The sequence below is a fragment of the Bradyrhizobium arachidis genome, from assembly GCF_024758505.1.
Lineage (GTDB): Bacteria > Pseudomonadota > Alphaproteobacteria > Rhizobiales > Xanthobacteraceae > Bradyrhizobium > Bradyrhizobium manausense_C.
Window position 1 is genome coordinate 4,021,986 of record NZ_CP077970.1, and the last position, 12,771, is coordinate 4,034,756.

Annotated in this window: 10 protein-coding genes; 2 read left to right on the forward strand and 8 right to left on the reverse strand. The window is 62.7% G+C overall.

All coding sequences use genetic code 11. The features are described 5' to 3' along the window. Positions 1–920 precede the first annotated feature (920 nt). The 7 genes from KUF59_RS44360 to KUF59_RS18365 form a co-directional block, all read right to left on the reverse strand. A complete protein-coding gene (locus KUF59_RS44360) occupies positions 921–1,199 on the reverse strand; it encodes a CPCC family cysteine-rich protein (RefSeq protein ID WP_212456651.1) in 279 nt (92 codons plus the stop codon). After that, positions 1,196–1,687 carry a DUF4031 domain-containing protein gene (locus KUF59_RS18340; protein ID WP_212456650.1) on the reverse strand — a complete coding sequence of 164 codons (492 nt, stop codon included), beginning with the start codon at positions 1,685–1,687 and terminating at the stop codon, positions 1,196–1,198. The genes KUF59_RS44360 and KUF59_RS18340 overlap by 4 nt, the downstream gene beginning before the upstream one ends. Before the next feature lie 1,783 nt (positions 1,688–3,470). Continuing rightward, on the reverse strand, positions 3,471–5,486 hold the full coding sequence (locus tag KUF59_RS18345) for a hydantoinase B/oxoprolinase family protein (RefSeq protein WP_212456649.1): 2,016 nt from the start codon (positions 5,484–5,486) through the stop codon (positions 3,471–3,473). A gap of 12 nt (positions 5,487–5,498) precedes the next feature. Next, positions 5,499–7,550 carry a hydantoinase/oxoprolinase family protein gene (locus tag KUF59_RS18350; protein ID WP_212456648.1) on the reverse strand — a complete coding sequence of 684 codons (2,052 nt, stop codon included), beginning with the start codon at positions 7,548–7,550 and terminating at the stop codon, positions 5,499–5,501. Positions 7,551–7,606: 56 nt separating this feature from the next. Continuing rightward, the gene (locus KUF59_RS18355) at positions 7,607–8,929 is read right to left on the reverse strand and encodes an NAD(P)/FAD-dependent oxidoreductase (protein ID WP_212456647.1); all 1,323 of its coding nucleotides are present in this window, start codon (positions 8,927–8,929) and stop codon (positions 7,607–7,609) included. An 11-nt stretch (positions 8,930–8,940) separates the two neighbouring features. After that, positions 8,941–9,396 (reverse strand): MFS transporter, encoded by a 456-nt coding sequence (locus tag KUF59_RS18360; protein WP_212456646.1) that lies wholly within the window; start codon positions 9,394–9,396, stop codon positions 8,941–8,943. Beyond that, complete coding sequence (locus KUF59_RS18365; protein ID WP_212456645.1) at positions 9,393–9,695, reverse strand: hypothetical protein; 303 nt, start codon at positions 9,693–9,695, stop codon at positions 9,393–9,395. The genes KUF59_RS18360 and KUF59_RS18365 overlap by 4 nt, the downstream gene beginning before the upstream one ends. 237 nt (positions 9,696–9,932) lie before the next feature. Here KUF59_RS18365 and KUF59_RS18370 point away from each other — a divergent pair, with 237 nt between their 5' ends. Continuing rightward, on the forward strand, positions 9,933–10,667 hold the full coding sequence (locus KUF59_RS18370) for an IclR family transcriptional regulator (protein ID WP_212456644.1): 735 nt from the start codon (positions 9,933–9,935) through the stop codon (positions 10,665–10,667). A gap of 47 nt (positions 10,668–10,714) precedes the next feature. Here the strand turns inward: KUF59_RS18370 and KUF59_RS18375 are convergent, their stop codons facing one another. Then, a complete protein-coding gene (locus tag KUF59_RS18375) occupies positions 10,715–12,040 on the reverse strand; it encodes an NAD(P)/FAD-dependent oxidoreductase (protein ID WP_212456643.1) in 1,326 nt (441 codons plus the stop codon). Between the two features lie 235 nt (positions 12,041–12,275). Here KUF59_RS18375 and KUF59_RS18380 point away from each other — a divergent pair, with 235 nt between their 5' ends. Continuing rightward, positions 12,276–12,752, forward strand: coding sequence for an Lrp/AsnC family transcriptional regulator (locus KUF59_RS18380; RefSeq protein ID WP_018642567.1), 477 nt, complete (start codon positions 12,276–12,278; stop codon positions 12,750–12,752). The last annotated feature ends 19 nt before the right edge of the window (positions 12,753–12,771 follow it).

The following is a 12,771-nucleotide window of genomic DNA, read 5'->3' on the forward strand; positions in this document are numbered from 1 at the left end:
CGTAGGAAGGCCGTCCAGCCAGCCGGGGCGGCAGGCCACGGGACCACCGGGCGGGGCCGGGCCAGCGCATCAACGGGCAGCGCAAGAGGCCGCCGGGCACTCCAGAAGCTCGTCGGGACACAACGGAGGACACAAAAAACCTAATAAGTTAATTTCATTATGTTTTTTTGTCCGATCAGGCTCCCACAAGGGGAAATGCAAAACCGGGCCAGCTTCGCGCTGACCGGGCTGAGAAACCAATTGCACCAGTTGACGCAGTTAATCAGGCCGCGAGCCGCATCCTGGCCCGCTCAACATCGTTCGCCGTAGGCTTGCCCATGATACGAGTCCAACACTGTGCGCCATTCATTCGCTTGGAGAGATTGTAGACGTTGCCGATCTCGGTCGGCGGCAATCGCGTCGCCTTTCTTGCGGACGGCATGATCGAGGCACTTGGTGATGGCTGCATGTTCAGTCGAGATCACCGGCTAGGGTCGCGGCGTTCCTCCACGGGCGGTGCGGGGTAAATGGCTTGCGGCGCAGCGCTGCTGATCACTGAGGGGGCCAGCGAAACGTGCTGGAAGGCGTCCTCCAGCGGCTCCTGGCGAGGTGGCACCTATACCAATGCCACCGCCAATGGAGCTTTCGAAGCCGTAGCTGCGGGCTTCCGACGGCTGGAAATTGTCATTTGAAATCTATAGGAGGGTTTGGTCGCGATTTGTCGGAAGTAGATTGGGAAACCATGCGAAGCGTCTGACTTCCAAGCTGAATACGAGGGTTCGATTCCCTTCACCCGCTCCAATGTTTTCAGCCACTTAGCCAAAGGCAGTTTTTCTTTGGTGGCAACTTTGGTGGCAACTATTCTACCTAACGTTTCAGAAAATAAAAAAGCCGCCTCGTGGGCGGCTTTTGATTGACAACGTTGAAATTCACCTTGCCGCTTAGCGTTCTGTTTCCGTGGGAGGCCGCACGCTCATCTGGTGCGTCGGATCTGAGGCGCCGCACTGCTCGAAGTTTCGCCGCGCATGCGCGAGTGACAGTGAGCCATTGGGACCGTCCCGAACCTCGTCGGCATCGTGATCATCTTGCCCGTCGTCTTCCCAGAAGCACACCGGGCAAATCTCGTAGCCGCCTCTTTCGTGAAGTGTGCGACAGCGGCAGCACGGACACCGATATGCGGGCGTCTCAGAGAAGGGCTTAACAATATTGCGGAACGTCATCCCCGAAGCTGTATGCCGCCAGGCAACTTTGTCAACACGGCTGCCGTGACCGTGATTTCTTTCCCGCAGCGAATGCACATGAAATCCTGGCCGACGGGATCGCCAAATATGTCGAGGTCAAGGTTCAACTTCCCGCAGTGCGGGCAATGGCAACTCGAACCACCCTCATGCAGGGCGCACCTCGATTTTGAAGAAACTGCTTCGGTTGCGGCTACTGCTTCGCGACGCGGTTTCCAAATGTTGGCGGAATCGCGTCTTCCTAATTCAACAGCACCAAGCGCGACAGCGGCTGCGCGGCGACTGGCTGTAAGATCATAGTGCGGCGCAGTTCGTTTTTCTTGGAACCATGAGCGCTTCATTCCGATTGCCGCAGCCATTGCGTGCAGTTCGGCTAAGTCAATCTGATCCGTGAACATGTGGCAGCTTTGCACTTCCCTGCCTCGCATCTTCCAACCCCAGCTTTCCAGTTCATCAACATAGACGGCCATACAATCCTTTCGTTGGTGCCAGCCAACGCCAGCCACGAAAGCAATTTTACCATCACTTCATTTGCGTGTGTAAATGGAACGCTAGAACTGTTGTTTTTGGTGGCAACTTTGGTGGCAACTTCGTCCGTGTCATCAAGGGTTTGAAGGACGACGACAATTCGCAGAAAACGTCGAAAAACCCTATAAAACAAGATGTTTTCGGTGATTTTCAGTGAACCTCAGTGATGCCCCGTCAACAGCCTTTCTTTGCCTTCCAAGCTGAATACGAGGGTTCGATTCCCTTCACCCGCTCCAATAAATTCAAGCACTTATCGGATTTTTTGATTTCCATTCCGACAAGACGGCTGAATCCATTCCGACAAATGTTCACTTTCTGGCCGCCTGCTTGCGCCGCTTGATGCGCTTGATCTGTGCGTCCTGCTTGGCCTCGTCGTCGTGATGGAGGTAGTGCGCCATCGCCTTGGTCGATGACCATTAGCCCTTCTTCATCAGCTGCGTTTCTGTGAGGCCGGACGTGCTCGCCTCGGTGGTCCCGCCATGCCGGCCAAACGACGTGAAGGCATCGCCGCTGGTGTCACGCTCGGGATTGAGAAAGCGATCCAGCGCAGCATCGACAATGGCTGACTTGAGGAGGGTGCTGAGTTGATACCATTTATGCTCGAGGCGTTTCTCGACGGCGATGTAGCCTTCAAGAAGGACAAGAGAAGGGTCGACAGTGCCAAGTCATCGTCAAGTGATAGGGGTCGAATTGATAGTACGGAGTCACGCTTAAGCGCATGTCTGCGCGAGTGCGGTCTTCACATGTTCAATGGATTGCTCCAGCGATCTCAAGAGCCCGCGCAGCTCGCTTATCGATGCTTCCTCCAAGCGAAGGTTATTCGTGCTGACAGTCTCGACAATCAAACTATCGATTGAGGCGACCGAGCTAGGTCTCACCAAATCCAATCCGGATGAATCGACGATCCGACTCACTACCTCACCGGAGGGACTAACCGTTGTGACGAAGTCTAATCCGGATGCGACCTCCCGTTCGAGCACATGAACAGGAACGTCAACACCTGCCAAAATGTAGCCCACCCCCTCAGCTCGATAGCCAACACGAAAGAACCGCCCGTCGGACAGGGAGACCCGGCCTTTCTCAAGAGGAATTGGCTAATCGCGCCCGCCTGAATCGTAACTACATCGGAAGATCGAGCGCGAGGAAAACGCGCCGACCGTTGACGCTCTCGAACAAATTTCAGAAGCGCTTGGGATTGACCCTGTCGTCCTATTTCAGGACCGATAGTCGCCGGGTGAACACCCCTGCGCGGACTGACAGTCTGAGAGGCGTTGGCCCCGCCTCACGGCCAGCCCAGGCAGCCCCTGCTATTGTGTTGCTTCCTCCTGATGTTCGGGCACAGTGCGGGTGGGTTGAGTCGTTCTCAACAACTTGTGGCGGTTCATACGATGAAGGCAGGCAAGGCTCGGCTTTGTGCGTATTGCGGTCGCGACGCCACAACCGTTGATCACGTGGTGTCGCGGGCGCTGTACCTTCTCGATTGTGAGCCCTGCTTCAAAAAGACGACTGGTCCCCTCGTGTCGCAAGGCACGAAAATGTAGATCCTCGATTTTCAATTCGTCGCAAGCACGCGTGAAGGCCGCGCTGACCGAGCGATGGTTGTAAGGGAATACACGACCCCAGCCCTCGAGTTATGATGCGCTGCTGGAGCATGATCTCCCACACAACGTAGCCGGTCAGATTGAGAAGCGGGACCTTCTGGTCGTTGCCATCCTTGACCCGAGGCTAGCCGGTGGTCAGACGCTCCGACGCTCGCAGCGTAGGGTAGCGCGCCGCCAATTCCTCGAAGAGCTCTCGCACCAGCCCGGCATCTTCCTCGGACCGCCCCGCTTTGAGGCGTGCGTCGAGCGCGTCGAACAGCTGGTGCTTGACGAAGAACCGCCATGCGACCGGCAGGCGCGCCAGGATGGCGGTGAGTTCGCGATAGCGGGCTTCGGTCCAGCGGGCCTCGAAGGCGGCGCGATAGCTGCCGAAGTCGAAAACGTCCGCCTGCCGTCCCGGCCGCGCCCGTAGCATGTCCTGGCGCAGCCTACGCGTGCCGTCCTCATCGACGCGACTGCCGTCGATAACGACGCCGTATAGCGCCCGCGCGGCCTCGCGTGAGACGTAGCCCGAGAGAACGTCGATCAGCACGCGGCGCGGCTCGCGCAGGAGCGGATCGCCAAATCCGCCGGCGCCGGCGCCGACGAGACGGATGCGATCGCCCGGCTTGCAGGGCACCACGTCGGTGTTGCCGAGCGCCTCGGTGTCCGGTCCGTCGGGATTCCTGGTGAAAATCGCGTTGGCGCCAGCGCCGCCACCGAGGACGCCCCAGGAGGCGAAATGGGTGCGGTCGCGATTGCGCGCGGTGACGGTGCTGCCCGGCGTGAACACCTCGAACTCCATCGTGAGGCCGAGCCCGCCGCGATAGGTGCCGGCTCCGCCGGAATCGGGCGCGAGGCAATAGCGCCGCATGCGGATCGGCACTTCCAACTCGTTGATCTCGACCGGCGTGTTGCGCAGGAAGGCATTGTTGGCGCCCGAGCCGTCGCTGCCGTCGCCGTCAGCCATGCCGCCCGCACCGCCGCCGACCGGCCCGAGCGAGGCCATGACACCGCGCCCTTCCTGGTCCATCGTCTTCACCGTGACGATCGCCATGCCGCCGGCGGAGCAGGCGGGCAGGCGCTCGGGAATGGCGCGGGAGAACACGCCGAAGGTCAGCATGTGCGTGATCTTGCAGGTCAGGCTGCGCATGCCGACGGCCGCCGGCGCCGTCGCATTGACGACCGTGCCTTCCGGCAGGACGCAACGAACCACGCGATCGAGCCCGGAATTGAGCAGGATGTCGCTGTTCAGTGTGTAGAGAACGTAGTGGAATCCGACCAGCGCGAGCGCATGGCGCGGCATGCCGCCGGTCGGCATGTTCAGCGAAGAAGCGAGCTGCGGGTCGCTGCCGGTATAGTCCATGACGGCCCGGCCGTTGTCGATCGTCAGCGTCAGCGCGACGCGCATCGGCTTGCCGTTCTCGCTGTCCTCGTCGGCATATTCGGCGAAGAAATACTCGCCGTCGGGGATCGTCTTCAGGACCGCCTCGGCCTGCTTCTCGGCATAGTCCATCACCTGGTACATGCCGGCCTTGAAGTCGTCGATGCCGAAGCGCTCGATGATCTCTAGCACGCGTTTCTCGCCGTTCACCAGCATGGCGATCTGCGCCTGCAAGTCCCCGCGATTTTGCGACGGTGCGCGCACGTTCATGGTCATGATGTCGAGCAGGCCTTCGTCGAGCTCGCCCTGATCGACGATCTTGCAGGGCGGAAAGCGGATGCCCTCCTGCTGGATCTCAGTCAGCCTGCGCGACAGCGATGCTGGGACCGCGCCGCCCATGTCCGTGTTGTGGATGTGGCCGCCGACATAGCAGGCGATCTCGCCGCGGTAGAAGACCGGCTTCCACATCAGGATGTCGGGCGTATGCGTCGCTACGCTGCCGCTATAGGCATCGTTGGTCATGCAGATGTCGCCGGGCCGATACTCCGTGATCAACCCCAGCACCGGGCCGTAGTCGAGGCCGATGTACCAGGTCGCGCCCAGCGTCTTCGGCGAGGCGAAGGCAAGCCCTTCCGGCGTGATCAGGGCGCAGGAGAAATCCTCGGTCTCCTTCACGAAGGTGGAATGCGCCGTGCGGATCAGCGTGTAGGCCATGCTTTCCGCGGCGGCCACGCAGTAATTGGCGAAGATCTGAAGAGCGGAACCACTGAGTGCCATAGTCGGAATTCCCTAAGCCGCCGCGGCCAGATTGATGATGTGAAGATTGCCCCAGCGGTCGACGTTCACCTCGAAGTCGGGGAGCACGCAGGTGGTGGTATCGTCCTGCGCGATGATCGCGGGGCCCGTGAAGCGGTCGCCGGCGCGGAGTGTCTCGCGCCGATAAAGCGGCATCTGCCGCATTGTGCCGTCCATCCAGCACGGCACGGTCGCGACGGGCTTCGCCGGGCCGGTCGAGTCCGGAATGGGGGTGATCACAGGACGCGGCGTGCGGACCTTGGCCACGACGCGCAGCGCCACCACCTGGATCACGGCCTTCTCATCGCGGTAGCGGTAGAGGCGTTCATGGGCCTGATGGAAGGCTTCGTGCAGCGCGGCGATGTTCTTCGCGCGCATGGCCTCCGCGTCGAACGCGGTCTCGATCTCGAAGGACTGGCCCTGGTAGCGCATCTCGGCGGTGTAGGTCAGTTCCGGCACCGGACCGGTGCCGACCTCGGCGCGCACCCATCCGATCGCTTCCTGCTCCAGCGCCTGCCGCGTGCGCTCCAGCGAGTCCCAGTCGTCGTCTCCGAGCGTGCACCATGCGACCGCGACGAAATCGTTGCGCGTGTCGGCGATCAAGCCGCCGAGCGCGCTCAGCACGCCCGGGGTCAGGGGCACGGTGATCCGTTCCATGTTGAGCGCGCGTGCAAGGTGACAGGCGAGCATCGGACCTGCGCCGCCGAAGGCCATCAATGCGAATTCCCTGGGATCGATCCCGAAACGCGAGATCATGCGGCTGATCCCCGAATACATGCCCGAGATCGAGACATTGATGATCGCCTCGGCAACGGCTTCGATCGACTCGCCAAGCCGCGCTGCGAGGGGAGCGATGGCATCGCGTGCGGCAGCGACGTCGAGCCTGACCGAATCATAGCCGAGCGCGGTCTGGCCGAGCACGCCGATCGCCGCGAAGGCATCGGTGATGGTGGGCTCGCGTCCGCCGCGCCCGTAGCAGACCGGGCCCGGCGTCGAACCTGCGCTTTCCGGTCCCACCTTGAGCACGCCGAACGGGTCCACGCGCGCGATCGAGCCGCCGCCGTCGCCGATCGAGGTGACGGACACCGAGGGAATGTGGATCTGATGGTCGCCGATATATTCACCGGTGGCGTATTGCGGCTCCCCACCGACGATCAGTGCGACATCCGCGGTGGTTCCGCCGATGTCGAGGCTCATGACGTTCTTCAGCTCGCAGAGCTGCGCGACCCAGGCGGCGCCGATCACGCCGGACGCGGTGCCTGACAGTACGATCTGGACGCAATCAGTCTTGCCGCGTTCGGCGCTCATCACGCCGCCATTCGATTTGGTGACCTTCAAATCCGCCGTGACACCGGAGCCGCGCAATGCCGCCTGCAGCGAGGTCAAATAGTTCGAGACCACCGGCTGCACGTAGCCGCCGATCACCGCCGTGTTCGTGCGCTCATATTCGCGGATGATCGGCCACACCTCGCTCGCACAGGAAACGAACAGCTCCGGCGCCGCCTCGGCGATGATCGCCCGCACCTGCCGCTCGTGCTCGGGATTGCGATAGGCATGCAGCAGCGAGATCACGACGCCCTCGCAACCGGTCCGCTTCAGTCCCGCCACCGCTTCGCGTACGCTCGCCGCGTCGACGGGTTCGAGTTCCTTACCCTCGGCGTCTAGCCGTCCGTCGATGCCGAAAGTGCGGTAGCGCGGCACGAGCGGCTCCGGCCGCGCCGACATCAGATGATACATGTCGGGGGTCTTCAGGCGCGCCAGCACCAGGACGTCCTCGAAATAGCGGTTGGTGATCAGTCCGAGGCGGATGCCCTTGCGCTGCACCACCGCGTTGACTCCGACCGTGGTGCCATGGGTGAAATGCACGACCTCGGCGGGATCGATGCCGTAGCGCTCGCCGAGCATGTGCATGCCGTCGGCGACCTCGCGGCCCGGCGCGTCCGGGCGCGAGAACACCTTGAGGCTGCGCACGGTGCCGTTGCTCTCGTCGAGGACCGCGAAGTCGGTGAAGGAGCCGCCGATATCGACGCCGATTCTCAAACCCATAGTCCAGGTCTCTCCTTTAAGGTGTTGCCGAGCCATGCCCGCGGACGGGCAGGGCCTTAGCGGCGCTTTTCCATGTGGTCGCGCAGCTGGAAATAACTGCCGAGGATCGGCATGAACCACGTCTGTCCGTGATAGAGCGGGTGCGACGGCAGCGGCGTACCGAAGGCGTCGGACGCGAGATCGTGCTCGCCCAACAGATGGCGCGCCAGCCGATGGCCGAGCCAGGTCATCGTCGTGACGCCGCTGCCGTTGCAGCCGGCGGCGTAGTAGCAGCCTTGCGGATCTCGCCCGAGATGAGGCAGGGCATCCAGTGTTACGGCAACCTTGCCACCCCAGCTATGGCTCACCTTCACGTCGCGTAGTTGCGGAAAGCGTTCTGTCATCTGTGCGAACAGGATCCTTGCGCTGGCCTTGCGGTCGAGCGGATAGAAACGCGCGCGACCGCCGAACAGGAACCGCTGCCCGTCGGGCGAGTAGCGGTAGTACGCCGTCACTCGGTTCGCCTCGGCCACGCCGCGATCCGCGGGGATGAGCGACTTTTGCAGCTCTACGGGCAGAATTTCGGTCGCGATCTGATGCGAGGTGACTGGGACGAGACGCCGCTTGAGCCAGGGCGTTGCCGCGCCGGTGTAACCGTTGGTCGCAATCACGACGCGCTTTGCGCGAATCTCCCCTCGGCCGGTCGCGATGCGGTAGCCGGCGCCCGCAGGCGCGATCGACGTGACCGGCGCATGGCAGACCAGTTTCGCCCCGGCGCCGAGGGAAGCTGTGAGCAACCCGCCGAAGAACTTTGCGGGATGCAGATGTCCTGCGCCGTTGATCAGCGCGCCGCCGACATAGACCTCGCTCGCAAGCTCGCTGCGCAACTCGCCGCGATCCAGCATGCGCACGTCGCTGTCGGTATGCGCATTGAGCCTGGCGATCCGCCCCTCCCAGGTGCGGACCTGCACGGCGGTCCAGGCGGCGGCGATGCGGCCGTTGCGGCGGTAGTCGCAATCGATGCCGTGTCGCGCGATCAGCGTCTCGAGGAAGCGGTAGCCGGCCGCCGCCTCGCGCAGCCTGTCCTCGATCGCGGTGTTGGCGGCCACTGCGCTGACGCGCTTGGACATGCTCTTGCCGACATTGACGCCGCCGGTGACCTGGCCGCCGCTCAGCGTGCTGGCGCCGATGCCGGGAAGCTCGGCCTCCAGGACGACGACCTCGGTGCCGTGCGCGGCGAGTTCGAGGGCGCAGGATATGCCGGCATAGCCGGCGCCGATGATTGCGACATCGGTCTCACGGGGCAGGCTGCCGGCGCCGGCGTCGTTCGGACGCCAGCCGTCCCACCAATAGGGTGTCTCGGAGAAATCCGTAGCGAATATGGAGGATTGAGCCGTCATCGTTCCGGGGCCTACGATACGGGATCGGCAACGGCCGCAGCGGGGCCGGCGAAATAGGGCGCGGTCCCGCCGAACAGAGCGGTGCCGGTGTTGTAGGCGATCCCGCTCGCGGTCACGCGCATCTCGCGCGGGAACATGTCGGCGAGGCCGATCGTCATGCCGCTGGTGATCAGCGGATAGACCAGCACTGGGATGACGGGGGCCGCGATCGCGCTCGCTGGGGTGGCGAAGCTTGCGACATAGAAGGAGAGGAACATCGCGGGGATCACGAGGATGCAGCCGGCGAGCAGCGTCGGCCGGCGTCCCACGGTGTCGTTGACCCACCCGTAGGTGACGGTGGTTGCTATCAGCACCATCTGGGCGATGAAGATCGCCAGCGACGCATGTGTCTCGTCGATCTTCACGGAGTTCGTGAGATAGGTCGCGAGGAAGCCGAGCACGAGATAGTTCGACAACGTGTGGCTCATGTGCCGCTCACCGAGACGAAGAGGGCGGTACGGCGCCCCAGGCGATCACCCACGCGTCCCATCACGATGCCGCCGAGCGGCCGGATCAGGAAGCTCGATGCGTAGATCATCATCGTTTGCAGCAAGGCGACGGTCGGATTGCCGGGCGGGAAGAATGTCGTGGAGATCACCTTCGCCAGCAGGCCGAAGATCGCGAAATCCAAGAAGTCGATGAGATTGCCGGCCACGGCGCCGGAGATCGCCTTCAGCTGGAGGCGGCGGGTGAGTGAGCCGGGGACCGTCGCTCCATCTCGGGTCAAGGCCAGTACTCCTGTTGTTGGACCCGTCCGCTTGCGCGGACCATCGAGAACAAGCGCCGCATGTTTCTGTTGCCCGGCTCAGTAAAGCGTGCCACAATGTGGAACGTCGTTCCATTTATGAGTAGCAAGGAAGCTGGAGGATGGCAAGCGCTGTCGGGAAAAGCCGGCCTTGTGCTATGGGCGGCGCTCGTGCCCTTTGCCGGGGGATGCCGCTCCGCAGAAATCGCGGTCAGAGTGATGAAGAGCCTTTTGAAGAGCCTGGAAGTTCTGGAAGCCGTCGCGGAGATGCAGCCGGTCGGCGTGAGCGAGCTTGCGCGCCGCCTCGACCTGCCCAAAACCACCACGCAACGCATTCTGCAAACATTCGCGACGACCGGCTGGTTGCGTCCGGTCGGCGGGGAGGCGACGCGCTGGCAGATCGGCCATCGAGTGCTGCATCTTCAGGTGCCGGAGCTGCAAGGCGGCCAGCTTTATGTCGTGGCGCGCAAGCCGATGCAGGAGCTGCGCGATCAGGTGAACGAGACCGTGCATCTGTCGATCCTGGATGGGCTCGACGCCATGCTCCTGATCGATCGCGTGGACTGCACCCAGAACGTCAGGACCTTCAGTCCGATCGGCGATCGATCGCCTATTCATGCAACCGCCATCGGCATGGCTGTGATGGCGCATCTCTCGCCCAACGAAATCGATGCCATCATCCGGCGGGGCCTGACGCGCTATACCGAGAACACGATCACGGACCCGGAGGCATTGCGCGCGGAGCTCGGTCGTGTGCGCGAGCGCGGCTACTCGCTGAACAATTGCTGCTATCGTCCCGCCGTCTGCGCGATCGGCGCCGCCATTCTCGATTCGCAGGGCCGGCCCGTCGGCGGTCTCTGCATCTCCATGCCTGCTTCTCGCAACATCAAGCACAACGAGAAGATCTGGGGAGGCATGGTCAACGCGACGGCGCGCAAGATCAGTGTCGGCTGAACTTGCGTTGCATGCCCTCGCAGCGACGTGCGCGTCAGCTTAGATATCTAGAAGTCCGAGACCTTTCCGACCGCAAGTCCGGCAAAGCGGTCTGGCAGATAGGGTTTGGGATCGACGATCGGCGCGGTGTCAGTCACAAGATCCGCGATGAGGTGCCCCGAGCCGGGGCCGATACCAAAGCCGTGGCCGCTGAAGCCCGCGGCCAATATCAATCCAGGCAGACCAGACGCCTCCCCGATGACCGGCACGCCATCGGGCGTCGAGTCAATGTAGCCGCCCCATGCGGCGGTGATCTTCGTGTCCTTCAGCGCCGGCAACAATTCGAGCGCACGCCGATGCGTGAGCTCGATCGTGTTCTGGTCGGGAGTGGGATCGAGAATGCGCATGCGCTCCATCGGCGTCGGTCCGTCCACGCGCCAACGCTGGAGCGTTTCATGTCCCGATCTCACGCCTTCAAGACCACCAGGGAGCAGACTGCGCCACCGGCGCAAGAACATCGGCAAGAATTGTGGGGCAAAGCGCAACTGCTGCGCCGTCGGATCGATGCGGCCTCGGCCACTGATGGCGAGTGTGTAGCCGCCATCACCGCGTTTCGTCACCGAAACGGCGGAGGTGTGGAGCGCGTCCGGCAGGCCATTTGCATCGCCCGAGACGGCCAGAATGGACGATCGGATCGAAGCGAGCGGAAGGCGGATGCCGGCTTGATGGCAGAAGGACGAGGACCACGCGCCGCCTGCCAATATGGCGACACGCGTGCGGATTGCGCCGCGCTCCGTCACGACTGCGCTCACGCGGCCGCCCTCGGTCTCCAGCCCGCGCGCCGTACACATCTGGTGTACGGTGCTCCCGCGCCTGAGCATCGCCCGTGCTACTGCCGGCGCAGCGTTGGCGGGATCGGCGGTGCCGTCGGTCGGCGAGAAGACACCGCCTTTCCAGGCACGTCCCGTCGCTGCGCCGCGCTGCGTTGCCGCGGTCGCATCGAGCATATGCGTGGTGACGCCGACCGTTCGTGCGAAGTCGCGCCAGCGCGCCCAGCCCTCGAGTTCAGCCTCGTCGTTGCTCAGGTACAGAAGGCCACAGCGGGAGAAACCGGTGCTCTCACCGCTTTCGGCGCAGAAGCTTTCCCAGAGGTCCAGGCTCTGGGTCGCCATCGGCAACTCGCGGGCATCGCGGTTCTGCTGGCGGCACCAGCCCCAGTTTCGGCTGGACTGCTCGGCTCCGATCCGCCCCTTCTCCACCAGCGCGACGCTGAGGCCTCGCAGGGTGAGATAGTAGGCCGCGAACACCCCGATGATGCCGCCTCCGATGACCACGGCATCGGCGCTGCGGGGAAGATCCGGCGTGGTCTCGATATGGCTCAGTGGCGCGGGCATCCTGGTTTCCTAGATTTCGATCGTCGCAGCGTAAGTCGCGCATCGGCGCGGGAGGCGCTGGATTCGATAGCGGCCCAGCATTTTATGCTGTATCGTCACTGCACGACAAAACTGCCTTCTACGCGAAGGATATGACATCAGTGGTGGACGACAGGTGCAGGTTGAGTGAGCTTTCGGTTCATTGCGCCAAATTTTCTGCTGCGCCTTCCGGCGTGTCCCCAATGGAGAGTCACCAATGAAGCTGGATCGGATCGACATCAAGATCCTGCACGAACTCCAGAAGAATGGTCGCATCACCAATGTCGAGCTCGCCGAGCTGGTGAACCTGTCGCCCAGCCCGTGTCTCATGCGTGTGAAGAGACTGCAGGCCGAGGGATATATCGAGGGTTACGCGGCCCAGATCAACGTGCGCAAGCTCGGACAGACGCTGACCGTGTTCACCGAGGTGACGTTGAAGAACCATCGGCAGATCGACTTCGCCCGTTTCCTGTCGGCGGTCGACAAGGTCGACCAGCTGATCGAATGCCATCTGGTCTCGGGAGGTTACGATTACATGCTGAAGTTCGTCACCGCCAGCATCGGCGAGTACCAGACGATCATGGAGCGTCTGACGGACATGGATATCGGCATCGACAAATACTTCAGCTTCGTCGTCCTCAAGTCGCCGATCGTGCGCTCGCAGATGCCGCTGACCAGTCTGTTTCCGGCTTGATTGGTCGCTCATCAGCCGC

Bases quoted from the DNA above. Each gene is read 5' to 3' on its own strand.
- KUF59_RS44360 (WP_212456651.1), bottom strand. From the start codon at position 1,199: ATGACGTTCCGCAATATTGTTAAGCCCTTCTCTGAGACGCCCGCATAT.
- KUF59_RS18340 (WP_212456650.1), bottom strand. From the start codon at position 1,687: ATGGCCGTCTATGTTGATGAACTGGAAAGCTGGGGTTGGAAGATGCGA.
- KUF59_RS18345 (WP_212456649.1), bottom strand. From the start codon at position 5,486: ATGGCACTCAGTGGTTCCGCTCTTCAGATCTTCGCCAATTACTGCGTG.
- KUF59_RS18350 (WP_212456648.1), bottom strand. From the start codon at position 7,550: ATGGGTTTGAGAATCGGCGTCGATATCGGCGGCTCCTTCACCGACTTC.
- KUF59_RS18355 (WP_212456647.1), bottom strand. From the start codon at position 8,929: ATGACGGCTCAATCCTCCATATTCGCTACGGATTTCTCCGAGACACCC.
- KUF59_RS18360 (WP_212456646.1), bottom strand. From the start codon at position 9,396: ATGAGCCACACGTTGTCGAACTATCTCGTGCTCGGCTTCCTCGCGACC.
- KUF59_RS18370 (WP_212456644.1), top strand. From the start codon at position 9,933: ATGAAGAGCCTTTTGAAGAGCCTGGAAGTTCTGGAAGCCGTCGCGGAG.
- KUF59_RS18375 (WP_212456643.1), bottom strand. From the start codon at position 12,040: ATGCCCGCGCCACTGAGCCATATCGAGACCACGCCGGATCTTCCCCGC.
- KUF59_RS18380 (WP_018642567.1), top strand. From the start codon at position 12,276: ATGAAGCTGGATCGGATCGACATCAAGATCCTGCACGAACTCCAGAAG.